General features: G+C 35.2%; 18 protein-coding genes, 3 pseudogenes and 1 riboswitch. Of the genes and pseudogenes, 15 read left to right on the top strand and 6 right to left on the bottom strand.

What is annotated here, in order from left to right; genetic code table 11:
- Positions 1 to 73: 73 nt before the first annotated feature.
- The 7 genes from bla to DN393_RS25855 all read left to right on the top strand — a co-directional run bounded on the left by bla (position 74) and on the right by DN393_RS25855 (position 8,782).
- Complete coding sequence (gene bla / locus DN393_RS25885) at positions 74 to 1,024, top strand: class A beta-lactamase (protein WP_064475781.1); 951 nt, start codon at positions 74 to 76, stop codon at positions 1,022 to 1,024.
- Positions 1,025 to 1,215: 191 nt separating this feature from the next.
- Positions 1,216 to 1,902, top strand: a complete 687-nt coding sequence (locus DN393_RS25880; RefSeq protein WP_048559889.1) for a response regulator transcription factor — start codon at positions 1,216 to 1,218, stop codon at positions 1,900 to 1,902.
- Positions 1,899 to 2,975, top strand: coding sequence for a HAMP domain-containing sensor histidine kinase (locus tag DN393_RS25875; RefSeq protein ID WP_064475780.1), 1,077 nt, complete (start codon positions 1,899 to 1,901; stop codon positions 2,973 to 2,975). Before DN393_RS25880 ends, DN393_RS25875 begins: the two co-directional genes overlap by 4 nt.
- A 254-nt stretch (positions 2,976 to 3,229) precedes the next feature.
- The gene (locus DN393_RS25870) at positions 3,230 to 3,991 is read left to right on the top strand and encodes an ABC transporter ATP-binding protein (RefSeq protein ID WP_149174078.1); all 762 of its coding nucleotides are present in this window, start codon (positions 3,230 to 3,232) and stop codon (positions 3,989 to 3,991) included.
- Between the two features lie 16 nt (positions 3,992 to 4,007).
- A complete protein-coding gene (locus DN393_RS25865) occupies positions 4,008 to 5,837 on the top strand; it encodes an FtsX-like permease family protein (protein ID WP_064475779.1) in 1,830 nt (609 codons plus the stop codon).
- Between the two features lie 621 nt (positions 5,838 to 6,458).
- Positions 6,459 to 6,860: a BlaI/MecI/CopY family transcriptional regulator gene (locus DN393_RS25860; RefSeq protein ID WP_000661426.1), complete on the top strand. Its 402-nt coding sequence runs from the start codon at positions 6,459 to 6,461 to the stop codon at positions 6,858 to 6,860.
- On the top strand, positions 6,860 to 8,782 hold the full coding sequence (locus DN393_RS25855; RefSeq protein ID WP_149174077.1) for a M56 family metallopeptidase: 1,923 nt from the start codon (positions 6,860 to 6,862) through the stop codon (positions 8,780 to 8,782). Before DN393_RS25860 ends, DN393_RS25855 begins: the two co-directional genes overlap by 1 nt.
- Positions 8,783 to 9,376: 594 nt before the next feature.
- On the opposite strand, the gene DN393_RS25850 is transcribed toward DN393_RS25855, so the two are convergent.
- Complete coding sequence (locus DN393_RS25850) at positions 9,377 to 9,733, bottom strand: hypothetical protein (protein WP_081257286.1); 357 nt, start codon at positions 9,731 to 9,733, stop codon at positions 9,377 to 9,379.
- A 69-nt stretch (positions 9,734 to 9,802) separates the two neighbouring features.
- Complete coding sequence (locus tag DN393_RS25845; RefSeq protein WP_001145279.1) at positions 9,803 to 10,195, bottom strand: VOC family protein; 393 nt, start codon at positions 10,193 to 10,195, stop codon at positions 9,803 to 9,805.
- 111 nt (positions 10,196 to 10,306) lie between these two features.
- Between DN393_RS25845 and DN393_RS25840 the strand changes: the two genes are divergently transcribed.
- Both DN393_RS25840 and DN393_RS25835 read left to right on the top strand, forming a co-directional pair.
- Complete coding sequence (locus DN393_RS25840) at positions 10,307 to 12,616, top strand: AAA domain-containing protein (protein WP_142289279.1); 2,310 nt, start codon at positions 10,307 to 10,309, stop codon at positions 12,614 to 12,616.
- 75 nt (positions 12,617 to 12,691) lie between these two features.
- A riboswitch (SAM riboswitch) is annotated at positions 12,692 to 12,793 on the top strand.
- Between the two features lie 88 nt (positions 12,794 to 12,881).
- Positions 12,882 to 14,087, top strand: a complete 1,206-nt coding sequence (locus DN393_RS25835) for a M20 family metallopeptidase (protein ID WP_149174076.1) — start codon at positions 12,882 to 12,884, stop codon at positions 14,085 to 14,087.
- A gap of 135 nt (positions 14,088 to 14,222) precedes the next feature.
- Here the strand turns inward: DN393_RS25835 and DN393_RS25830 are convergent, their stop codons facing one another.
- Positions 14,223 to 14,663 (bottom strand): Lrp/AsnC family transcriptional regulator, encoded by a 441-nt coding sequence (locus DN393_RS25830; RefSeq protein ID WP_002120574.1) that lies wholly within the window; start codon positions 14,661 to 14,663, stop codon positions 14,223 to 14,225.
- A 320-nt stretch (positions 14,664 to 14,983) separates the two neighbouring features.
- Between DN393_RS25830 and DN393_RS25825 the strand changes: the two are divergent.
- The 4 genes and pseudogenes from DN393_RS25825 to DN393_RS25810 all read left to right on the top strand — a co-directional run bounded on the left by DN393_RS25825 (position 14,984) and on the right by DN393_RS25810 (position 19,441).
- Positions 14,984 to 15,747 (top strand): annotated as a pseudogene (locus tag DN393_RS25825) (SDR family oxidoreductase).
- 464 nt (positions 15,748 to 16,211) lie between these two features.
- Positions 16,212 to 16,658 carry a MarR family winged helix-turn-helix transcriptional regulator gene (locus DN393_RS25820; RefSeq protein WP_000817662.1) on the top strand — a complete coding sequence of 149 codons (447 nt, stop codon included), beginning with the start codon at positions 16,212 to 16,214 and terminating at the stop codon, positions 16,656 to 16,658.
- A gap of 32 nt (positions 16,659 to 16,690) precedes the next feature.
- Positions 16,691 to 17,635: an acetyl-CoA carboxylase carboxyltransferase subunit alpha gene (locus tag DN393_RS25815; RefSeq protein ID WP_000052085.1), complete on the top strand. Its 945-nt coding sequence runs from the start codon at positions 16,691 to 16,693 to the stop codon at positions 17,633 to 17,635.
- A gap of 391 nt (positions 17,636 to 18,026) precedes the next feature.
- Positions 18,027 to 19,441: pseudogene (locus tag DN393_RS25810) on the top strand (IS4 family transposase).
- A 431-nt stretch (positions 19,442 to 19,872) separates the two neighbouring features.
- Here the strand turns inward: DN393_RS25810 and DN393_RS25805 are convergent.
- Complete coding sequence (locus DN393_RS25805) at positions 19,873 to 21,087, bottom strand: IS110 family RNA-guided transposase (RefSeq protein WP_064475772.1); 1,215 nt, start codon at positions 21,085 to 21,087, stop codon at positions 19,873 to 19,875.
- Positions 21,088 to 21,500: 413 nt separating this feature from the next.
- Between DN393_RS25805 and DN393_RS25800 the strand changes: the two genes are divergently transcribed.
- Positions 21,501 to 21,803 (top strand): hypothetical protein, encoded by a 303-nt coding sequence (locus DN393_RS25800; protein ID WP_000717614.1) that lies wholly within the window; start codon positions 21,501 to 21,503, stop codon positions 21,801 to 21,803.
- 393 nt (positions 21,804 to 22,196) lie between these two features.
- On the opposite strand, the gene DN393_RS32555 is transcribed toward DN393_RS25800, so the two are convergent.
- Both DN393_RS32555 and DN393_RS25790 read right to left on the bottom strand, forming a co-directional pair.
- Positions 22,197 to 22,394 carry a hypothetical protein gene (locus tag DN393_RS32555; protein WP_098112209.1) on the bottom strand — a complete coding sequence of 66 codons (198 nt, stop codon included), beginning with the start codon at positions 22,392 to 22,394 and terminating at the stop codon, positions 22,197 to 22,199.
- Between the two features lie 137 nt (positions 22,395 to 22,531).
- Positions 22,532 to 22,710, bottom strand: a pseudogene (locus DN393_RS25790) (DUF4083 family protein).
- Between the two features lie 717 nt (positions 22,711 to 23,427).
- Here DN393_RS25790 and DN393_RS25780 point away from each other — a divergent pair.
- Complete coding sequence (locus DN393_RS25780; RefSeq protein WP_064475771.1) at positions 23,428 to 23,937, top strand: DinB family protein; 510 nt, start codon at positions 23,428 to 23,430, stop codon at positions 23,935 to 23,937.
- Positions 23,938 to 24,241 lie beyond the last annotated feature (304 nt).

Here is a 24,241-nt window from a genome sequence, read left to right as displayed (position 1 = left end):
GATACACGCTTTAATTGTATCGGTATGTAAACACCTAGAAAAACCATATATTCTTGAAAGAGGTTGAAAATGTATGATAGTCTTAAACAAGTTTTTTAACATGTTACATTACAAAAAGATAGTACCTGTAGTATTTCTTTCATGTGCAACGCTTATAGGCTGTTCTGATAGTAATACTCCATCTGAATCACCTAAACAAACGAAACAAACAAATCAAATCAAACAAGAAACTACTGGTAATGATTCTTTTGCTAAACTTGAAAAAGAATTTGATGCTAAACTCGGTATTTATGCATTGGACACTGATACGAATCAAACCGTTACTTATCAATCAGATGAACGGTTTGCATACGCATCTACCCACAAAGCTTTAGCTGTGGGAGTACTTTTACAAAAGAAATCAATAGAAGATCTAAATCAAAGAGTTTTGTATACTCGTGAAGATCTTGTTAATTACAATCCAATTACAGAAAAGTATGTTGATACAGGTATGACTCTGAAAGAGCTTGCAGATGCTTCCCTTCGATATAGTGATAATACTGCACAAAATCTTATTCTTAAACAATTAGGTGGACCTAGTGAATTCAAAAAATCACTGAGAGAAATAGGGGATACCGTTACAAATCCTGAACGTTTTGAACCAGAGTTAAACGAAGTGTATCCAGGAGACGCCCATGATACTAGTACCCCAAAGGCATTAGCTACTAGTCTTCAGGCTTTTACGCTAGGAGATGTACTTTCAACTGAGAAACGGGATTTATTAATAGATTGGATGAAAAGGAATACTACGGGAGACAACTTAATTCGTGCTGGAGTTCCAGGAGGATGGGAAGTAGCTGATAAGACTGGCTCGGGATCTTATGGAACCAGAAATGATATCGCAATTATTTGGCCACCAAATAAAAAGCCAATTGTTCTTGCGATACTTTCTAATCATGATAAAGAGGATGCTAAATACGATGATAAGCTTATTGCAGAAGCAACCAAAATAGCGTTAGATGCCTTAAAAGCTAAAAATAAATAATAATAGTAATTAGTTATTGAAATTTTCCTGTTTTTCCGTCACAATACTGTGACGGTCTTTTTGTGTATTTTACAAAGAATCGTCTTAAGTAAAGAAAAAAGATAGAAACAATCTCTATTAAGTTTATTAATTAATTAACAACAAATATATGCTTTATTGGATACTTATTGCATTTAATGTGGAGGAATAAAATGGAGTCAAAAATTCTTATTGTTGATGATGATAAAGAAATTAGAAATCTTATCTCTGTATACCTGGAAAATGAAGGCCTAAAAACTCAAAAGGCAGAAGATGCTATACAAGCTTTACAACTGTTAGAAGAAAAGGAATTTGATTTGATTATTTTAGATATTATGATGCCGAATATGGATGGCATTGAAGCATGTATGAAAATTAGGGAAGATCGTAATATGCCTATCATTATGCTATCTGCAAAATCTGAGGATATAGACAAAATTCAAGGTCTAGCCTCTGGCGCAGACGATTATTTATCAAAGCCGTTTAACCCATTAGAATTAATCGCTAGAGTGAAATCCCAATTAAGAAGATTTAAAAAATACAATACGCCAATAGAGCATAATAAAAGCATTCTAGAAATTGGTGACTTAACCGTAAATACAGATACATGTCAAGTATGGGTAAGAGGAAAAGAAACAAGGTTAACTCCAAAAGAGTTTGCTATTCTCGAATTACTTGCCCGCAACAAAGGGATTGTCCTGAGTGTTGCAAAAATATATGAAGCAGTTTGGAAAGAGGTTTTTTATAAATCAGATAATACCGTCATGGTGCATATTACAAAAATAAGAGACAAAATTGAAGAGGACTCTAAACATCCTATTTATATTAAAACTGTTTGGGGAATTGGATATAAAATATGAAGAATGTTAGTTTTAGAAATAAGATCATTATAAAACTTCTTGGTGCTGTTGCAGTTAGTTTTTTTATTTCATTTGGTTTAACAATCCTCATTTTGGCATACGTTATAGATCCATTATTTATAAAACACGAAGAATTTGGTATGTTTGAATTCAATTTGGTATTGTTGTTCTTATTCGCGTTCGCAATCTTTAACTTTATAATAATTTTTTTGATATTGGTTCGAAAGAAAATAGCATATTTGAAGCTCATTTCGGATAATGTAAATGATATTGCAAATGGAAAACTGGGTTTGACAATTGGGATTAAGGGGAAGGACGAATTGACCCAACTTGCTCAAAATATCAACTATATGTCCAAGGAATTGGAAAATACATTTGAACAAGAAAGACGATTGGAACGTACAAAAAATGAACTTATCACCAATGTATCTCATGACTTACGCACACCGTTAACATCTATTATTGGCTATATAGATTTATTAAAAAGAGGGCAATACAACAGTAAAACACAATTACAGGAATACCTTGAAACCACTTATTCAAAGTCACAGAGACTGAAATATTTAATTGATGAGCTGTTTGAATATACTCGTTTATCAGGCGTAGATGCTAAGTTAAATCTTAATGAAGTTGATTTATCAGGTTTGTTGGAGCAAATAGTTGGAGAATACATTCCTATATTTGAAAAGGAAAGCTTAATCGTTCAAAAATCAATTACACAAGAAACAATACCTATCTTCATAGATGTAGAAAAAATGGTACGTGTATATGAAAATCTGTTTATGAATGCGATAAAGTACAGCATGAAACCATCCGAATTATCCGTATGTCTTGAATTAATGGATAACAAAGCAATTTTGAAAGTGTCAAATAAAGTCGAGAAACCGCCAGTTAGTGATCCAAATAAATTGTTTGAAAGGTTTTTCAGGGGGGACAAGGCAAGAAAAGATGACCAGGGAAATGGTCTGGGGCTTGCTATCTCAAAAAGAATTGTTGAACTTCATCATGGTAATATACATGCAGAATTTAAAGACGGCTGGATGTCCTTTATTGTTGAACATCCAATAAAATAGAATGGCTTATGGAATTATAGATTCCATAAGCTTTTTTTATAAAAACTTAAGAAATCTTAAGGATTTTATGGGGTGTTTCCTAATTTTCATAGTTTATCATGGGTGTATTCAAAGTGATGGGGTGAGTGAAGAAGATAAGATGAAAGTTTTCATAGTAGCATAAGGGTGGATGCAACATGACTATTTTTTTAGTAGCAAATAAAAATAGTAGCTTATTGTAATGAAATAGAAAAAACAAACGTAGGAGGATATATATGATAAAACCAGTTGTAGATGTAAAAAACATTCAAAAATTGTACGGTAAAAAAGGTGAGAATCAATCACACGCGTTAAAAGGTGTATCATTCTCGATTCAAGAGGGAGAGTTTGTTGGTATTATGGGGCCTTCTGGTTCTGGTAAAACAACATTATTAAATGTAATTTCAACGTTAGATACAGCAACGGGCGGTATTGTTGAAATTGCAGGTACGGATATTACGAAAATGAAGCAAGGTGAGCTTTCTGATTTCCGTTCGCAAAAATTAGGATTCATTTTCCAGGACTTTAACTTATTAGAGAATTTATCTATATATATAAATATTGCACTACCACTTTCCCTTCAAGGTGTTTCTTCTCGTAATATTGGAAAGAAAGTAGAAAAAGTAGCTGATATGTTAGGCATTACAGCAATACTTCAAAAGTATCCTTCTGAAGTATCTGGTGGACAAAAGCAGCGTTCTGCAGCAGCACGTGCGTTAGTGCATGAACCTGCTATTATTTTAGGGGACGAGCCAACTGGAGCTCTAGATTCCAAAAATGCAACGAGTTTACTTGATGCCATAACAAGCCTAAATAAAGAGCAAGGTGTATCCATAATGATGGTTACGCATGATCCTTACAGCGCAAGTTACTGCCAGCGTATTTTATTCATTCAAGATGGTGAGTTATATAAAGAACTTCATCGCGGTGGTACCCGTGAAGAATTCTATAAAGAAATTTTAGACGTGCTTGCAAACTTGGGCACACAAAAAGCGTAAGGAAGGAAGTTCAATCATGTTATTTAAGCTTTCTATGTCAGGCCTAAAAAGTAAGTTGCAAGATTACATTGTTTTACTTGTTGGTCTTATTGTCTCTATTTCAACTTTTTATATGTTTCAAACGCTAGCATCCAATAAAACGTTCCTTGAATCTAACTCTTCTATTAGGGATATTGTGTCTGTATTTAAAATTGGTTCCTTTTTGTTAGCGGTTATCACATTTTTCTATATTTTATATGCAAACTCTTTCTTATCAGCTCTTCGTCAAAAAGAATTTGGTATGTATATGATGTTAGGAGCAAAAAAGCATAAAGTTACCTTACTTATGTTTATCGAAACAATTATATTAGGTGCCACATCTCTTTTGATTGGAATTACAATTGGTGTTGGACTTGCAGAAGGTATCGGTCAGCTATTAATGAAACAACTCGAGTTTGCTGGCGAAGGTTATAAAGCACTTTATCTGCCATCTATAGCTATTACTTGTGTCTTCTTCTTTGCACTATTTGTATTATCGGCAATTATGAATAGTATTAAATTATCTCGTATTTCTGTACTGCAACTTGTACATGCAGATGAACAAACAGAACGTGTTGCCATAAAAGGAAAAATGACCGTTGTAATTGCATTCCTTGGTATTCTTTTATTAGGTATTGGTTATGCATCACTAATTTATATGTCATATGCAAATTCGCTAATTGTTTTGGGATTAATGGCCGTTGGATTAATCTCAGCAACCGTTGGTACTTACCTAATATTTGGATCACTTCTCCCAGTTATGATTAACAAGCTAAAGAGTAATAAAAAACGTAGTGAAAAAGGCCTCAATGCTTTTACTTTTGCACAATTAAATTTCCGCATTAATGGTCTAACAAATGTGCTTGCAACAGTAGCAATCTTAGTGGCTCTTGGTGCTGGTGGAATTGCTTGTGGTATGGCATTTAAAAACAACATCCTAAAAATGACAGATCAAATAAGAATTTACGATTCAGTCATTCATAATCCAACAGCGGAAGAAAAGACAATTTTGGGTGGTATCTTATTTCAAGAAAAACTTGAATATCATTACAAAGTGGATGATAAGTATGTTTATTATCTAAAAGAAGATTTAGAGAAAAATCGCCCTTTTATACAAGGTTTGAAAAAAGAGAAAGTTTCAGAGGGATTACCAATTGGTGCCTTTTCAATAAAATGGGTTAAAGGAGAGACGGACACAAAACAATGGATCCAGGCTTTCAGAACGATTCAGCCAGAATATGTGAATCCTGATTATGAAATAAAAATTGTAGACCAAAAAATATACGATGGTATGAAGGGTAAAGAAAGTACTGTGTTCATTGGGAAAACAGATGATTTTGGAGCATACATAAAAGAATGGAAAAAACTTGATGAATTACAGATAGCGAAATATAAAAATGTGAACGCAGAAGAATTGCATAGTAAGTATCAAACATATAATATGAGTCATGGTTTTGCCAGCGGAATAATGTTTATGGGTTTCTTCGTTGGAATTGCATTCTTAGCAATGATGGCAAGTTGTTTAATGTTTAAAGTTCTGTCGGGAGCATCAAAAGATGTAACACGTTATCAAATGCTTCAAAAAATTGGTGTCCGCCGAGAATTATTAACAAAATCAATTTATAAAGAGTTATTCTTCATATTCTTATTCCCAGCAATTGTGGGGATTACTCATATATTAGTTGGTATGAACATGTTTAGCCCTCTTTTAATCGATCCGTACTCTCGCATTTGGTTACCACTTGTTATTTTTGTAGTGATTTACTCGATTTACTACTTGATTACAGTTCAATTATATAAAAGAATTGTACTTCCGAAAGAGAAGTAATAAGTATATAATTTTTAACTATAGATCGTTCAATATTTTCGACTTAATAATTTAAGAATTGGATCAGAAATACTTAAAAAGACCTAAAACTAATTGTTATTGTTTTGGGTCTTTTATATTTAAAAACGCTGATTTTATTAATTATTTAATATACAATTAAATAATTAATAAAAATCTTATTTTAGAATTTCTAGTCTAAATAGTTTGGAGTTTCATGTCCTTGTACAACAAAAAAGGGGAGTAAAAAGACATGAAAGTAGGAACTTATTTTATAGTGTAAAATGCTGAATTATCTACAGATACATTGCATTTAGTACCCATTTTCTTGTCTCGATATATGGACAAGAAAATGGGTACTTTTTTAAAACGGAATATACTAATTAAGTGTGAAATTAAAATTCAATTTTATATTAGTAACAAAAAATATTTATGAAGCATCTACTTTTTTGTCTCATTAGGAGGACATGAAGTTCTATACTTATGTTAATTTTTTTCGTCCTTATGTTGATGGGCATAGGAAAGGATTTCAAAATATAAAATAAGATTGACAATGCAAGATTACAAGTGTAATATTCAGTTACGGATTACAAATGTAATCCAATGGAGGTGTAATTTAAACTAATGAAAGAATTACCTAAAATTTCAGAAGCTGAGTTAGAAGTAATGAAAGTACTGTGGTCAAAATCTCCACAAACCGCAAATGAAGTGATTGAAGAGTTAGAGAAGAAAATGGATTGGAAACCCAAAACGATTCGAACACTAATTAATCGATTAGTTCACAAAGAAGCAGTTGCTTACCATCAAGATAAAGGGCGTATGTACGCTTATTATCCTTTGGTATCGCAAGATAGTTATTTACAAGTAGAAACAAAATCTTTGCTTAAACGTTTCTATGGTGCAGCATTTAAACCTTTACTTGTAAATTTCTTAAAAGAAGAAAAGCTGTCTTCAGAAGATATTAACGAACTTAAACGTATTCTGGATGAGAAAACTGAGGAAAATCAGAGGAAGGATAGATTATAGTGATAGAAAAATTTGTAAATATCTATCTACCTGCTTTTTTTGATTGGATGATTGAGACTTCCATTATGGCTAGTATATTAGTGGGCCTAATCTTGTGTATCAAGGTCTTGTTTAGAAATAAGTTAACGCCACGTTGGCAATATATGCTATGGATCATATTAATTATAAGACTTGTATTACCTTGGTCGCCAGATAGTTCCTATAGTATCTATTCTGTTCTTACTTACAAGAATGATGATGCATTCATTTCTAGGGGAAATCCTGTAGCTAAGTTTCTTACAAAAGAGAGTACGCAAGAATTAAAAGGTATAGACGATACAAAGGTTCTCACAAAAGAAGATACTTATACCTCAAGTTCAACAAAAACTGTTCAGACAAATAAGACACAAACAGGCATGAATGAAAAGCAGGATGGTGAGCCAATTCCGTTCTATACAATTTGTATATACATTTGGCTTACTGGTGTTATCCTTTTAAGTGTTGCTACTTTTATAATGAACAGGCGTTTATTACTTTACATAAAAAAACAACCTGTTATTACAGACGAGAAGATTGTCCAGCTTTTTGAAAAGTGTAAGCAATCTATGTCTATTCAACGGAATATCCCTCTATTTGTATCTGGAAAGGTTTCCAGTCCAACAGTGTTTGGATTTATTCGTCCCAAGTTGCTATTGTCAACTGTACATATGAAAATATTAGATGAGCAACAGTTACGATATATTTTTCATCATGAATTAGCTCACATCAAGCGAAGAGATGTTGGTGTGAACTGGCTTATGCATGGCTTACTAATTTTAAATTGGTTTAATCCCATTCTATGGTATGCCTACTCATGTATGCGGGAAGATCAAGAACTAGCATGCGATGCATTAGCTCTTACATGTATAGATGCAGAGGAGCGAATTGCGTATGGACATACTATTATTAGTCTATTGGAACACTACTCAAGTTATTATCAAGTACCAAGTATAGTAAATTTTAGTAAAAACAAGAGAGCGTTAAAAAGGAGAATTCTAATGATTAAAAAATTCCAAAAAAAATCATATCGTTGGTCTGCGATAGGGGCTGTGGCAGTTATTGCAGTTTCATCTGTATCCTTATTAAACGCCCGTGCTGATAAGCCGACTAACCCTGAGAAACAACAAATAGAAGTGAAAAATAATATGAAAGAATTAAAAACACAAACCGATATTCCTATACAGAAAATTGTAGAAAAAATGATTGGTACAAAAGAACGGGCAGATGCAGAATTTTTTGTTTCAGAGGGAGAGTATAATACTTTACTTAAAGAAGTTGGTTTGGCACGAAATCTGTTTACAAAAGAAGAATTTGAACGATTTATTGATTTAGAAACAGAAGCATATACTTTGGGTAAAAAAGTAAAGTTAGTAGGAAGTCCTGAAAAGTTAGATTCAGAAGAACAAAAAAAATATCAGAAAAACAGTGAAGAAATTGGACCATTTAGACAGAAAATTACTTCGGAATTTAGATTAACTAAAAAGGAAGCACAGAAATATGTTGATTTTCCAATTAATGCCCCAAGTTATGTGGTAAAAGGGTTTAAATTAACTGGAGAAGGTGTTACAACACCGAAGACTACTGGAAAAATGAATCCCGATTTTATTTATGAATATCAAAATCAAAGTAAAGATAATGTATATATTGTGCACCAATCTGCAGTTACTGATGAGGGAAAAGAATTCTCGAATAAAAGAGCGGAGTATAATGAAAAGGTAACAAATTATGAATTAGAAGGTACAAAAATAACCTTAGTTGAAAGTCTTGATACAGAGGAAACCTATAAAGTAATGCAAATGATTGTTCCTGCAAAAGGAAAGAATAGCGCTTATCAAGTCTTAATTCTTGCAGGTGATTTAAGTAAAGAAGAAACAGAGAAAATCATGCTGTCCTTTTTAAAATAAAAATAGAGTCTCAGGATTTCGTCCCTGAGGCTCTATTTTTTTAACATAAACGAAACCATTAAGTGAGAAGAGAAATTGGTATAGTCTATATAATGAGAAAGTAAGATGAAATGTACTTTTGTTAGCTTGATCGAGGTGGAGAAAGATTATATGAAAAATAACAATTTAAAACATAAATTGAATCAAGGTAGATATATTATATGGAGAACAGGAGGGAATTAAGCTGGAAAAGCAGGGAAAATTCTACGGCAGTCTCTTTTCTGTTTTGAGGTTGAAAATGATTTTGGGAAATATGACCTCAAAATAATTCATCTCCTTTTTTGAAACTTAATATAATTATTCGTATTCGAATTTAATAGTGTGGCTTATTTATCTGCCCATGTTTATCCAATAAAATTGATAAAGTTCTATTATATCTGTCTAAACATGTTGCAAAATATGAAAGGAAATATAATTTTGTAACATGTATAGCGAATTTTGTTTGACTTATGTTGTTTTTAAAGGAGTGTAACAGAAAAAGCAAGAAAAGACCTGATAACAGGTCCGTTTTTGTCTTTGTTTTGGCATATAATCAATTATGTTGTTTCCCACGCATTAATATGAGCCAAGATGAAAGAAATAGGGAAACACCCTAATTTTTTTATTTCTATAATAAAATAAGATTATTAAGTCGAATGTGACAATAATAATTAGAAGTAATAAGTGTATAAGTGCATCAGTTTTACCGTGTAATAAAGAATTTATAAAGACATCCCATTCTGTTCCATAGGGAGGCTCTGCCCAATTTCGTTGCAGTCCTAACACAATTCCATTTATGAAAAAGATAATACTTAATAGAATTCTTCCAACAAATAAGGCAGCTACTTTTAAATTCCAATGCTTTATCTTGATTACGTAAAGGATTGGAAAGAGCATAAGTATCCAAAAAACGATAATAAAAACTGTATTCATCAGTTTCTACTCCTTATGTTGATAATAAATTTATTATCCCGCTAATTGTAGGCTGACTAAAGTCTCACTTTATCTCTCCGTTTCAAAAAACTCAATCCATTCTCCATCAGGACCAGCGAAGAATATGTAACGTGTTCCATCTGGTAATGTTTCAATTTCTTCTCCTAATAGAAAGGTTACGCCGTGTTTCTGTATTCTTTCAATTTCATCTTCTAATGAATCTACTTTAAAACAAATATGATGTACTTTTCCTTCTGCCGGAAGAGAAGAGTTATAACCTTCAATAAGTTCGAGTATCGTTTCCTTCGATTCTTCCACACCTAAAAAAGCGAGTTTTAAGTCTGGATTCGGGTGACCCATACGTTTAATGAGTTGTAAGCCAACTACTTCTTCATAAAATGAAATAGATGTTTCTAAGTTTGCGACCATAAGACCGACGTGTTCAATTCTTCTAACTGGCATGTAGATCCCTTCTTTCTGAAAATTATATACAATATGTTATTGAAAATTAAGAAAATAAGCAAGATAAAAACCTTACAAATTTTAGCTTGTTATATGGTATAGTGAGAAAGTATGTTTGGGGAGAAGGAAGGAGATTATACGATGAATACACCTACTCAAACTCCTTCATTATCGGCAACGATGAAAGAGTGGCATTATGCATTAGCGTATGAAATTAAACATTGGAAAACGATAGGTGGTAGTAAAATTTCTATTATGAACGGTCGTTTTTTATATACAGATTATGAAAGTACAGTATACGTATTTCAGCTTATTTCGGAAGTAAGCTTACCTGAAGGTTCACCAATTCGAATTGAGTTTGATGGTGAGGAAGCGACAGGAGAAGTATTATCTGTACATGGATTAGAAATAGAACTGAAATTAAATGATTATATACAAGGTGAAATACGAGAAGCTGTTTTATACAGTGAACCGTGGCAATTGTTAGAGCAACTACAAGAGCGATTGAAAGAGGCACATAAAGATAAGTTAAAACGTAATCGTATAAAGCGTCTTGTTGATGGGACGAGCAGTCCGAAACATATTGAGAAGATGAAAAATCCGAAAAATGAATTGGCGTATCGTTCGTTTTACAATCCGACAACGTACGTGTGGGGACCGCCTGGAACAGGGAAGTCTTACAATTTATCACGTATTATTTCGGCTCATTATCAAAAAGGAAAATCGGTACTTGTATTAGCTCATAGTAATGCGGCAGTAGACGTATTAATGAGCGAAGTAACGAAGCAAATTGAGAAGAAAAAGAAATGGACACCTGGCGAAATTGTTCGTTACGGTTATAGTCAACATGAACATATACGAAATCATGAAACATTACTTACGTCGAAGCTAGTTGAAACGACGAACGGATCTTGGGGAGAAGAAAGACTCTATTTAGAAGAGACACGACAAGATCTTCGTGAAAAGATTTTATCATATAAAGCGACTTCTGCTGATAAGAAGCGTATACAAGAGATTGAAAATGATCTTCGAAAGCAAAAAGCGAAAATTAAAGAAGTAGAAAAAGAATACATTGAAAACGCGAAAGTAATCGGCGCAACTTTATCGAAATGTGCCATTGATTCACTTATTTATGAGCGTACATTTGATTTAGTTGTCGTAGATGAAGTGAGTATGGCATATGTTCCGCAAATTGCATTAGCTGCTTCACTTGGAAAACGTATTGTCGTTTGTGGTGACTTTTTACAGTTACCTCCAATCGCGATGGCGAACCATGAACTCGTTCGAAAATGGCTCGGGGAAGATATGTTTTACCATGCCGGGATTGTTGAGTCTGTCAATAAATCAGAAGCACATCCGAACCTCTTTATGCTGCAGGAACAAAGACGTATGCATGCGGATATATCGAAGTTTACAAATTCATTTATTTATAAAAATAGAGTATATGATCATCCGTCTGTTTCAGAGCGTAAAGAACTTGCACAGCTACAACCGTTCGCAAATGAGGCAAGTGTTTTATTTGATACGAGCTTAATGGGAGCCTTTTCGTTAAAAGACGCTGCTTCAGGTTCTCGTTTTAACATTATGTCTGGTTTAGTAGCGATGCAAATGATGTTAATTGGACTGTTAGATGGTGTTCAATCGATCGGTGTTGTTACACCTTACAGGGCACAATCCCGCTTTTTATCAACGTGTATTAGAGAAATGTTGCAGAGAACGAAATATCAAAACATACCAGTTTTAGCAGCAACGGTTCATAAGTTTCAAGGTTCTGAAAGAGATATGATGATATTTGATACGGTGGATAGTTATCCGCAAGAACGACCTGGTGTGTTATTCTTTGACCATAAAAACCATCGCCTCGTCAATGTAGCCGTAACGAGAGCGAGAGGGAAGTTCATTCAATTATCAGATTGCCATTATATGCGTAAAAACCTTTCGAGAAAACAAGCGTTATCACAATTAACGGCTCATATAGAACGTCACGGAGATGTGTATGATCGTACGACATCAAGACAATTGTGGGAACGAAAAATTTCGAAACGTTTACGCTGGTTTATGGAAATGAATCTTGAAGAACCGAAAGGGCTATTGAAAGATATTTTAGCTGCAAAACGAAAAATTATTATTTCACTTCCAAGCACAAAACAAGTGGATAAGCGAGTATGGCAAGCGTTAATGCGTACAAATGCGCAAATAACGGTGTATAGTGATGGACCAGTTCCATTGAAAAATGTAAAGTTACAAAGGCAAAACAAAGCATTCCCGTTTATCGTAATCGATGATGAAATCTTTTGGGCAGGGGCACCGCTCACATCTCAAATGATGTTTGAAGGTAGTACGGAATTTCCGTACGTATGTGCAAGACTGCAAGCACCAGAAACAATTGGTGTGTTAAAAGGGTTTTTAGATATTCGGTAAATTCGGATAGGAATTCCTTGACTTTTGCCTGGAATGAACTTAGAATGAAAATAATTTAATACAATTTTATGAAAATTCTTATCACGAGAGGTTGAGGGACTGGCCCTATGACACCTCGGCAGCGGATTCTTTATGAATACTGTGCCAATTCCAGCAAGGTAACTTGAAAGATAAGAAAGAAGCTCATTTTGACTGTATATACAGAAGCCTCTTTCTATCTTTTAGAAAGAGGCTTTTTTACGTGAAAATAAAAGGAGGAAGAAAAATGGGAGCGACAGGAGTAACGTCACAAAGAAAAACAATTGAAGAGAGTATAGAAAGAAATAAGGAAAAGTACATAGAAACAAGTCATAATATTCATGCGAATCCGGAGATTGGTAACCAAGAATTTTACGCATCAAGAACGTTAAGTTTGTTGTTAGGAAGCGCAGGATTTCAGTTGCAGCACAATATAGCTGGGCATGAAACAGGATTTATCGCGCGAAAAAGTTCAGGGAAACAAGGACCAGTCATCGCATTTTTAGCTGAGTATGACGCTTTACCAGGACTCGGTCATGCATGTGGTCACAATTTAATTGGCACAATTAGCGTTGCAGCAGCGATCGCGTTATCAGAAACGCTTGAGGAAATCGGCGGAGAAGTTGTCGTGTTTGGTACTCCGGCTGAAGAAGGAGGGCCAAACGGTAGTGCGAAAGCGAGTTATGTAAAAGCGGGGTTATTTAAAGATATTGATGCGGCACTTATGATTCATCCGAGCGGAAAGACAGCGCCAACGAGCCCTTCACTAGCAGTCGATCCACTTGATTTTCATTTTTACGGAAAAACAGCGCATGCCGCAGCTTCACCGGAAGAAGGTATTAACGCATTAGATGCAATTATCCAGCTGTATAACAGCATCAACGCACTTCGCCAACAACTTCCGTCAGATGTGAAAATTCATGGTGTTATTACTGAAGGCGGAAAAGCACCTAACATTATTCCTGACTACGCCGCAGCAAGGTTTTTCATCCGCGCAGCAACGCGAAAAAGATGTGCGGAAGTAACAGAGAAAGTAAGAAATATCGCAGAGGGAGCAGCATTAGCAACAGGCACAAAAGTGAAAATTCATCAATTCCAAAATGAAATCGATGAACTACTCGTAACAAAAACATTTAATGACGTCGTAGCCGAAGAACTAGAATTACAAGGTGAAGACGTAAATCGGAAAGAAAGATTTGGCATCGGCTCAACAGACGCAGGAAACGTAAGCCAAGTCGTACCGACCATTCACCCGTACATTAAAATCGGCCCAGATGACTTAATTGCACATACGAATGAATTTAGAGAAGCAGCCCGTTCAGAACTTGGAGATAAAGCGCTAGTTACATCGGCAAAAGCACTAGCAAATACAGCATATCGATTAATTACGGAAGAAGGGCTGTTAGAGAAGGTGAAGGAAGAGTTTAGAGAGGCGCAGAGGAATCAGGGATAGGTGAGAAGGAGACGTATCTCTGGATTTTCTAGTAGGAAATTGAATGAAAAAAGAACCAGCCTATGGGTGGTTCTTTTTATATTATATAAGAATTTTTCCACATACACTCGGTATCTTTATCTTAGTACCCTCTTATCAGAACGACAATTTCTCCTCAAACTCACTCTTTAAAACAATTAGAGGAGACGATAATCCAAATTGCATTAAAGAGTCTAAAAATGCAGCGAGGGAATCCATCGAATCGCTCATGACCTTCATCATATAATTAAACTCCCCGCTAATTCGATATAAATCAGTTACTTCGGGAGCGGCATTACAAAATTGGATGAAATCAGAGCATTGACTCGTTTTAAACATGATGAATGCTTGAATGTTCTTATTAATTTTAGAAGGCTCAAATTTCGTTCGGTATGCAGCTATAACGCCTTGATCTTCAAGTTTGTTAATGCGTTCTTTTACAGCAGGCTGCGTCATGGATATAATACGTCCTATTTCTGAAACAGAAATTCTCGCATTTTCATATAACAAGTTCATAATTTTATGATCGATTTCATCTAGTTTTACTGTGTTTTGCATTGTGTAGCCTCCTTTCTTTATTTTATAAAGTGAATCGTAAATTATTACTATAATATCATAAGTGAAGGAACTAAATTACCTATAAATCTATATTTAAAATTATTAGTATTTGCTTAAAAATATAAGTATAGGATTTATCCCGCATTAACGGGCAGTAAAACTCCCGCCTCAAAATTCAGCTGGAGCAAAGTGGTTAGGTGAGAGATTAACTGCCCGTAAAAGCCCGATTGGTGAGGGCTGATAATCAGTGGGGGATGAAGAAAACCCCCACTGATTAAAGTTTCACTTTATTAAACGGAAATTTAGGAAGGGTGGAAAAAATGAAGAATCTTGATGGGAAAGTAGCGTTAGTAACAGGGGCGAGTCGCGGTATTGGTCGTGCGATTGCGATGAGATTGGCAAACGACGGTGCATTAGTTGCAATTCACTATGGCCGAAATAAAGCAGCTGCAGATGAAACAATTAGTGAGATTGAATCTAATGGAGGAAAGGCATTCTTAATTGAAGCGGATTTCAATTCAATTGATGGTATCAAAAAGATAGTAGAACAATTGAAGAATGAATTACAAATAAGAGTTGGTACATCAGAGATTGATATTTTAGTAAACAATGCAGGGATAGGTACACAAGGAACAATTGAAAATACGACAGAAGAAGTTTTTGATGAAATTATGTCTGTAAATATTAAAGCACCGTTCTTCTTAATTCAGCAAACATTACCGTTATTACGAGCGGAGGGGCGAGTTATTAACATTTCATCAGCTGAAGTAAGACTTGGTTTTGCAGGGTCCATTGCATATGGTTTAAGTAAAGGGGCACTAAATACGATGACACTTCCTCTAGCTAAACATCTTGGAGAAAGAGGTATAACAGTGAATACAATTATGCCTGGATATACGAAGACAGATATAAATGCGAAATTGCTAGATAATCCGGAAATACGAAATTTTGCTACGAATTCATCTGTGTTCGGACGAATAGGGCAAGTTGAAGATATTGCAGATGTAGTAGCATTCCTTGCTCTTCTGATAGCCGCTGGGTAACAGGGCAAATTTTAGATGTTTCTGGAGGATTTTGTTTATAGGGGCACCACTTCATATATATCCTAATATTTTCATATCCCCCTAAATTAAAATTTTCTTTCTCTACAGATAGCTATTCTGAGAAGCCGCTCATTTTTTCGTTTTGGGGGCATTTCTTTTTCTTAAGTTGATGGGTATGGGGTACCGCCACATGCGCATCAACTTAAGAATTTAGAATTCCCCCCCCTCCAAAATTATGAGTTTTTTGTTACAAGTTATCACAAAATTTCGTTTTTGGGGTAGTTTTATTTTCTTAGATTGATTGCGATGAGCGGTACCCCATAAAGGCCCCTGATACATAATTGATGTTTTGCCATTTGTAGAAAACAATCCACTTATACCATTTTAACAAGAAGAAATATCTCGTCCATGTTGTAATATTGGCTTACGTTAAGCTTGTGAAAAAATCATATTCATGTATAATACAATTGATGTATGATACATTAGTTGTAGGAGGGTGACCTTTTTGAAAAGAGAAGATGCCTTAAAACTAAGAACAGATATTAAGAAAATGATTATAATAACTGGGGTTTTTGAATCTCAAAATTTGCCCAATGGACCATTTGAAAAACCTTTACCAACTTCTCAAATGATGGCGTTAGAGGAACTAGAGGTGGAAAAACTAACTGTTTGGCAACTATCCAATAAACTTAGATTAGAGACTTCAACTGTAAGTAGATTGGTAGATAAGTTAGTAAAAAAGGGGCTTATTTATCGTGAAGTAAATGAAAAAAATAGAAGAGAACTTTTTCTGCACCTCACAGAAAAAGGTCACATAACTGTTAATTGCTTAAGAGAGCAATCCATTACATTTTATCAAAGTATTCTCAATAATTTATCAGAATCAGAACAAAAAATAGTTGTGGATGGTTTTGAATTATTTATTGATTCTATTTCTAAGCCTTTTGATTAGAGTGAGGTAAGTCATAATATTTGGAGGATAAAATGAGTTTGCATTTTGAACGTCCTATTATTGAATTAAAAGAGAAATTTGATGAATTAAAGAAAATTATGAAAGAAAATAATGTAGATTTATCGTCAGAAATTCATGAATTAGAAAAACGTTTAAATAAAATGCAAGATAAAATTTATTCTAATATTACACCTTTTCAACGAGTTCAAATTGCAAGGCTACGTAACCGACCCACGACATTGGACTATATACCTTTATTGTTTACAAACTTTCTCGAACTTCATGGTGATCGATTATATGGTGATGATAAAGCAATGATAGGTGGTATTGCAAAATTTAAAGGAATGCCCGTTACGGTTATTGGTCATCAAAGAGGTAGAAATACAAAGGAAAGTATAGAAAGAAATTTTGGAATGGCACATCCAGAAGGTTATAGAAAAGCGCTAAGACTTATGAAACAAGCTGATAAATTTAATCGCCCTATTATTACATTTATTGATACAATAGGCGCCTATCCAGGGATAGGGTCTGAAGAACGTGGAATTTCTGAAGCGATAGCTCGAAATCTATTTGAAATGACTACACTTAAAGTGCCAATTGTTTGTATTGTAATTGGAGAGGCATCAAGTGGTGGAGCTCTTGGCATTAGTGTCGGTAACCATATCCATATGTTAGAGTATTCATGGTACTCGGTAATTTCGCCAGAAGGAGCAGCATCTATCCTATGGAAGGACGCTAAGTATGCTCCAGAAGCTGCTGAACATATGAAAATTTCAGCAAAAGATTTAAAACATTTAGGAATTATTGATGAAATCATTCCTGAAATTAAAGGTGGAGCACAAAATGATATAAAATCACAGGCAAAAATGATTGAATCTGTAATCGAATCATCTCTAAAAAAATTGATACTATTATCCTCGGAAGAGCTTATACAACAGCGGTATGAAAAGTATAGACAAATAGAGAATTATAAATGAAAATATTTAAAGTCCGTATTACATTTCGGAGGATTCTCGCGAAAAAATTCTAAATATTTTGTAAGTAACCTCTTAAACTGGGATATGCTGATACTATTACTTTACAAAAGGTGTGTGATCGGTATGGAAAAGGAAAATTTGTTCAAATGGAAGCATTATCACATACCCATCAACTTAAGAAATTGATTGTTCCCCAAAACGATAAAATGAGCTGAATTCTCATAAATAACTGTAAAAAAGTGAAAATTTCGGTATGGGGGTATCTCAAAAGCTTAGGTTGATGGCAATGGGGTACCGCCACATCGCTATCAAGCTAAGATAAATTTGTATCCATATAATCAAAAAAACGCTATTCTTTTTGTAGAAATATACAGAAAGGATGGCGTTTTTGATGAATCCTATCATTTCCAATGAACTGAATCTTTTCGCACAAGAGCTACAATACTTTTTATCTCCAATAGTCCTACAAGATATCGCCAAACAAGTTGGTTTTGTACAGCGATCTAGTAAGTATCAAGCAAACGAACTCATTGCCCTTTGCGTATGGCTCAGTCAAGAAATCGCTAGCACATCGCTTACACAATTGTGCAGTCAGTTAGAAGCCTCGCTCAGAAGGATTGAACCAACGCTTTAATCCAGCAGCTGTCGCATTTTCTTCGAGAAGTCTTTACTTCTCTTCTCACACAAAAACTCTGTTCAAATCACTCGCTTTCTGCACACATGATCTCTACTTTCAATCGTGTCCGTATTTTAGATGCGACAGTGTTTCAACTGCCTGATCATTTCGCCACTAACTATCAAGGTTCAGGCGGGAGTAGTAATACGGCAGGTGTGAAAATCCAATTGGAATATGATTTACTTAGTGGTCAATTTCTTAACGTGCAGCTTGGATCAGGAAAGAATAATGATAAAACATACGGTACCATCTGCCTTGAAACCGTAGAGGCGGGTGATTTGTGTTTACGTGATCTTGGTTACTTCGATTTAGGAGACTTACAAACTATTCATGATAAAGAGGTTTACTATATCTCGCGGTTGAAGCTGAATACACGCATTTATATCAAGAACCCTGAGCCAGAATACTTCAACAACGGCACGTTAAAAAAGCAAACAGAATACATCCAGCTTGATATGGCACAAATGATGTCGGGTCTAATCCCAGGTGAAACGATAGAAATCCCCGAGGTATACATTGGCCAAAATTAGAAGCTTCCAGCACGTGTCATTTTCCATCGTTTAACCGATGATCAAACGCAAACACGCCTGAAAAACCAAGCGATACGTGAAAAGAAAAAAGGCATCGTCATGAAGGAGAAAAGTAAACGTTTAATGGGTATGAATGTATATATCACGAACACGTCTCTAGAAGGAGTACCAACGAACTACGTACACTCATTGTATTCACTTCGTTGGCAGATTGAAATTTTGTTTAAAACGTGGAAGTCATTTTTTGAAATTGATGAATGTAAAAATATTAAAAGAGAACGCCTAGAGTGCCATTTATATGGACAACTCATCGGCATTCTCCTCTGTTCTTCTACGATGTTTCAAATGCGACAGTTTCTGCTTGAAAAGACAAAGCAGGAGCTGAGTGAATACAAAGCGATTTATATGATTAAAGATTACTTTCCATTACTGTTTCAAGCGATAGCCGTTGGCACAGAAGAAATTTTAAAAATTCTGCATCGTCTTTATCTGCTGCTCAAAAAGAACGGTCGTAAATGTCATCGGTATAAGAAGATGACCGTCTTTGATATTCTAGGGATTGTGTATAAAACGACGGTGAAGCATAGACAATCTGCCTAGCGAAAAAATCTCATTTTAATAGGATTCTTTAGCGTGCCTACTTTTCCATCACTCGCTAGTTTTGAAACAAGGATCATTTCGTATCTAGTAATTTACTTTGTTAGCTTGATAGGCATGTGACGCTACCCCATAAGCTATATTTTTTAAATAAATTATCTTAAACTCAATGTTTTTTTTCGCAAATTTATTGTTACAATATAAATTGTAACGGTTACATAAAGTTAAATAAGACTTGTGGTATTAAGTCAAGTATATGATTGATAAAAACTAGAGAAGAATTTCTAAAAAAGAACGCAGGAAACTAAACCTTAGGAATACACAGAACGTTAGTTCGTATTTTTGGGCGGGAAACATGAATGTTTGTTCATATCCCTAAAGCCGCCTTGAAAGGATATCAAAAGCAGTAGTTAGCTCTTGATTTACACGCTCCTTTATGGCATGTAGAGTTGGTGGTTGCGTAGTAGCACATCCACCAGACGCACTAGTTTTCTCGCTGTTAAGACAAGGGCTCTTTTATGTTTGTATTTCGGAACTTCATCATATTTCTTTAAATAATAAGCACGGTAAGTAGCTTCACGAAGTTGTACAGAGTTGGCAGCTTCAACCATGTAATAACGAAGATACTGGTTTCCTGTTCGTGTCATGGGTGTTCGTTCCGATTCAAAGTTTTCAGATTGCGATTTTTTCCAGTAAAGACCGGTGTATTTGGCCAATTGTGCTTCGTTCTCAAAGCGTTCAATTTGTCCAACTTCCGCAATGATTCCCGCGGCGTATACGACTCCAATGCCTGGAACACTTGTTAAATATCTCGCTTCTGGAATGGCTTCGAATAAAGCAGTAATGCTTTTTTCTATCTCTTTGATTTGTTTTTTCAATGTTTGAATCAATCGTGCATAAGTGGCTAATACAACGTCCACAGAGTCTTGAACGACCTTACCTAGTCGGTAGGAGTCACGTATGGCTTTCTTGATGGTTTTCGCTAAATCTTCCGGGTCGCTAAAGCGTCCTTTCCCCTTTTTCTGAAGAAGAGTAGCGAGTGCTTCTAGATCCATTTCTGCGATTTCATCCAACGAAAGGGAATCTGAGAGTATTTCCATCATCGTCGCACCAAAAACAGAGGTATTTAACTCTTTCGATAACGTATTACATTTGTAGTAAAGGTTCTCCAGAAAGTGTTGCGTACATTCTGTTTGCTGGTGAACGAGTTGATATCTAGATCGTGTTAAACGTTGAAGGGCAACGTATTTTTCCTCCTTGATAAGAAACTTATTATACCGCCCGATTCGTAAAAAATCGGCAATACGGAAAGCATCTATTTTATCGGTCTTATCTTCTTCAAAGAGTTTTTTATACCGATGGATGGCTTTTGGATTTTGTACGACCACTTCCACGTCTAAAGCCCTCAAATCCTTATCTTCCGTTAGGAACATGGAAGGATGGAAACTATAGACGGAAGTAGATTCCATGCCAATGACAATTTTTTCATAGTTGTACAACTGGTGAAAATGGAGAACATCCTCCTTAATGGCGTTGGCACCATTCACATCGTTTGAAAGACAAATTTCTTTCAAAACAGTGTCATGACTGTCAAGAAAACATACATCAAGTTTTTCAGAGCTTACATCAATAGCTACGAATAATCTCATGGAAAGGACCTCCTTTCTTTGAATAGTATTTGGAATGAGCTTGGATACTGTGGGATCTCCCTAGAGTCCAAAACATAGCCACAACCTCGCGTATGAGTATTCAATGATTGCCTTCACCTAAGCTGCCCTCCCACCACTATGAGAGGTAAGTGAAGGAAACCGATACAGCTTGTGCGTATGCAGTGCATTTTGGTCTGGGTCACAGTCTTTTAACGTGGTCGAACTACAGGAGGAGTAAGCATATTCCCGATGGATCCATTTCTACACTTCCATTATCTGGGGGAATCCCCCGGTATCCAAGACTAAATTTTACCCATACATCATTTTTTTGATGTAGCTCTTGAAGATAAAAACTATTTAATTTTCAAGGAACAGTTATTAACTTAAAACTTATTATACGAGGAGGGTGTATCATGAAAAAAATATGCTTTGTATTAATTGTCGACGCTGGTATAAATTATGGTTCAATATTTTCTCTACCATTTTTAAGGAATCAGGATGATTTGAAGGAATATTTTTCTAAGTATTATGATGTTTCAATTAATTATATTAGGGATAAAAACTCAGTTGACTATTTGGTAGTTCCCAAACCGTGTCCACCTTTTGATAATGAAAATAATCTTCCAATAATTGAAGTACCAGCAATCTTATTTATGGAAAAGGATTTTGAAAAAATAAAGACTTATATAGACAATTATTTTTCTAATAACTCATAAAGAAAATAAAAGTACAGTAAAAAGAAGTCCGATAAAAAACGAGTGGCGTAGAATATTTCTATTAATCATTCGTTTTTTATTATATTTACATATATTTTTTAAAAGAGGATTATAGACGTTCTGAAAAAATTAATTATAACAAGAACAGTGTTCGTGCTACTATCTACGGTTATTTTTTGTACTAAGTACCCCCTAAACGAAAACTTTGTGTTTTTTATAGCACCGAAGTTCATTTTTATCGTTTTGGGACAACCTGTTCTGTTAGGTTGATAGGCATGGGGTACCGCCAACAAGACACGAATTTTGCACGCTAAGCAAAAAAACAATAAGCTGTCCACATGGACAGCTTATTTACATAATTCTCGGTAAACCTCTCTTATTCAAAGAAAGGCATTACATGCTATTCCAAATGCAATAAAACAAATAAAATACTAAGACAACAACAGTAATAATACTCGATGCTGTTCTGAAAGTTTTGTTTTCATACGTTTTATTTAACAAGAAGAAGAACAAAACGACCCAGACCCCGTTGGAAAAGAATGATGTTAGTGCATTGAAAACAACTCGAAACGCAAACATAGAGTCTTCCATTAGTTTTCCACCTCATTTTTTCCTTATTATACCATTCCTAAAAGGTGATGTGTCGTGTTTTTCTTGTATATTCTATACAGTTTCAGTTAAAATAACGTCTCTGGAAGTTATTTTAACCCCCTCCTGATTGGAGAGATTTAATCTTTGTTTTGTTTTTCTAACAGTTGAATAACCTTATCTAATTTTTGCTCAACTGGATCTTTTTTTTGCGATTATTGGTATGCCGAATGATACGTATAATTCCCCCAAACAGTGCACCGATGATCACTAAAATAATAGCAACTCCTATGTAATACATAGAGTTTTCTAAAGGCATTATTTAGACCTCCCTTTTTCCCTATTTTATCATTTAAGAGAAATGATATGTTGTTTGATTTTGGTTGTATATTCTATACATGTGAGGTTAACATAATGTCTCATTATCGGTAGCAAGTTTTTCATAGAATCCTTGTTTTTACTAAATTTTTTGTCTCTATGTCTATCTATCACTTATACAAGATTTTATACATCATTGATATAGCGGAGATTCTAGGGATCTTCGCTATTCTTTTTTGCATAAAATCTTGTATAAAAAAGTAGTTAGACTAGTGTGTTTTACTCCGTTTCATTTCAAAATATAATTGGAAATTCATCTTTAAATTAAAAAAAGAAGGGGTTACCTATATATATTAATAACTTCGAAATATTGTATGACAGATAATTTTTATCCCGCTTTAATGGGCAGTAAGACCCCCACCTCAAAATTCAGCGAAAGCAAAGAAGTTAGGTGGGGGATCAACTGCCCATAAAAGTCCGATTGGTTCAACTAATAATCAGTGGGGGATGAAGAAAACCCCCACTGATTAAAGTTTCACTTTATGCATTATTGATTAGCATTGCTTATTGTGCTAACGAATCAGGATAGTGTGGCGACCGACAAACTAAATAGTTGCTTATCCTCAATTATTAGAAGGAAAGTTCTATCATTTCGAGAATTTATTAGACATAGACGAGTGCTATAATTTTCTATATGTACATAAAGAGGTGACTATGCATGAATCAAAGACCGTCAGAAGAAGAATACGCCGGGAACTCCGGCGAATATATCCGTTTGGTGCCGGACGGTAACATCATCGATATTCTGTTCGCCCAGGAAAAGCAAATGACTGAGCTCCTGGCATCGTTGACCGAAAGCCAGGCCGCATATCGGTATGCGGAAGGAAAATGGACGCTGAAAGAAGTCGTGGGCCACATTGCAGACGCGGAACGCGTCATGACCTACCGCCTGCTCCGGTTCGCAAGAGGGGACCAGACGCCTCTGACCGGTTTCGATCAGGAATTGTTCATACCTCCTTTCGGAAGCTGGACAACCGCGCAATTGGCCGAAGACTACCGGGCCGTACGGCAATCAACGATCACATTGCTGCGCGGGCTACCGGCGGAGGCGTGGACCCGTAAGGGTACAGCCAACAACCTAAGCATTACGGCGCGCGCTCTCGCGTACGGCATAGCAGGACACGAACTTCATCACATGGGGGTCATCCGAAATCGATACTTGAGTTAATCGTCGGCTGAGGCCTTTGGAATGGAACTAACACCTCTCATACAACCTTAGATACCGTTCTTATTGGGGTCCCGCCCCACAACCATCAACTTAAGGATTTAGACTATTTTTGAAATTAAAAGCACATTACTATTCTCTTATGTTAATGAGAAAGGGTGACGTGCTTTTTATGAATATGCACCAAAAACAAGAGTTATCTTTATTTGCCGAAGAGTTATATCGATTTTTTTCATTTGGGGGTATTTGTTTTTCTTAGCTTGATGGTGATGGGGCACTACTCTATAATGATCAAATTAAAATTTAA

It is taken from the genome of Bacillus sp. BPN334 (assembly GCF_008368885.1).
GTDB lineage: Bacteria > Bacillota > Bacilli > Bacillales > Bacillaceae_G > Bacillus_A > Bacillus_A wiedmannii.
Note: the sequence above shows the minus strand (reverse complement) of the source record. Positions and strands in the feature narration are given on the sequence as shown.

Bases quoted from the DNA above. Each gene is read 5' to 3' on its own strand.
- bla (WP_064475781.1), top strand. From the start codon at position 74: ATGATAGTCTTAAACAAGTTTTTTAACATGTTACATTACAAAAAGATA.
- DN393_RS25880 (WP_048559889.1), top strand. From the start codon at position 1,216: ATGGAGTCAAAAATTCTTATTGTTGATGATGATAAAGAAATTAGAAAT.
- DN393_RS25875 (WP_064475780.1), top strand. From the start codon at position 1,899: ATGAAGAATGTTAGTTTTAGAAATAAGATCATTATAAAACTTCTTGGT.
- DN393_RS25870 (WP_149174078.1), top strand. From the start codon at position 3,230: ATGATAAAACCAGTTGTAGATGTAAAAAACATTCAAAAATTGTACGGT.
- DN393_RS25865 (WP_064475779.1), top strand. From the start codon at position 4,008: ATGTTATTTAAGCTTTCTATGTCAGGCCTAAAAAGTAAGTTGCAAGAT.
- DN393_RS25860 (WP_000661426.1), top strand. From the start codon at position 6,459: ATGAAAGAATTACCTAAAATTTCAGAAGCTGAGTTAGAAGTAATGAAA.
- DN393_RS25850 (WP_081257286.1), bottom strand. From the start codon at position 9,733: ATGAATACAGTTTTTATTATCGTTTTTTGGATACTTATGCTCTTTCCA.
- DN393_RS25845 (WP_001145279.1), bottom strand. From the start codon at position 10,195: ATGCCAGTTAGAAGAATTGAACACGTCGGTCTTATGGTCGCAAACTTA.
- DN393_RS25840 (WP_142289279.1), top strand. From the start codon at position 10,307: ATGTTTGGGGAGAAGGAAGGAGATTATACGATGAATACACCTACTCAA.
- DN393_RS25835 (WP_149174076.1), top strand. From the start codon at position 12,882: ATGGGAGCGACAGGAGTAACGTCACAAAGAAAAACAATTGAAGAGAGT.
- DN393_RS25830 (WP_002120574.1), bottom strand. From the start codon at position 14,663: ATGCAAAACACAGTAAAACTAGATGAAATCGATCATAAAATTATGAAC.
- DN393_RS25815 (WP_000052085.1), top strand. From the start codon at position 16,691: ATGAGTTTGCATTTTGAACGTCCTATTATTGAATTAAAAGAGAAATTT.
- DN393_RS25805 (WP_064475772.1), bottom strand. From the start codon at position 21,087: ATGAGATTATTCGTAGCTATTGATGTAAGCTCTGAAAAACTTGATGTA.
- DN393_RS25800 (WP_000717614.1), top strand. From the start codon at position 21,501: ATGAAAAAAATATGCTTTGTATTAATTGTCGACGCTGGTATAAATTAT.
- DN393_RS32555 (WP_098112209.1), bottom strand. From the start codon at position 22,394: ATGGAAGACTCTATGTTTGCGTTTCGAGTTGTTTTCAATGCACTAACA.
- DN393_RS25780 (WP_064475771.1), top strand. From the start codon at position 23,428: ATGAATCAAAGACCGTCAGAAGAAGAATACGCCGGGAACTCCGGCGAA.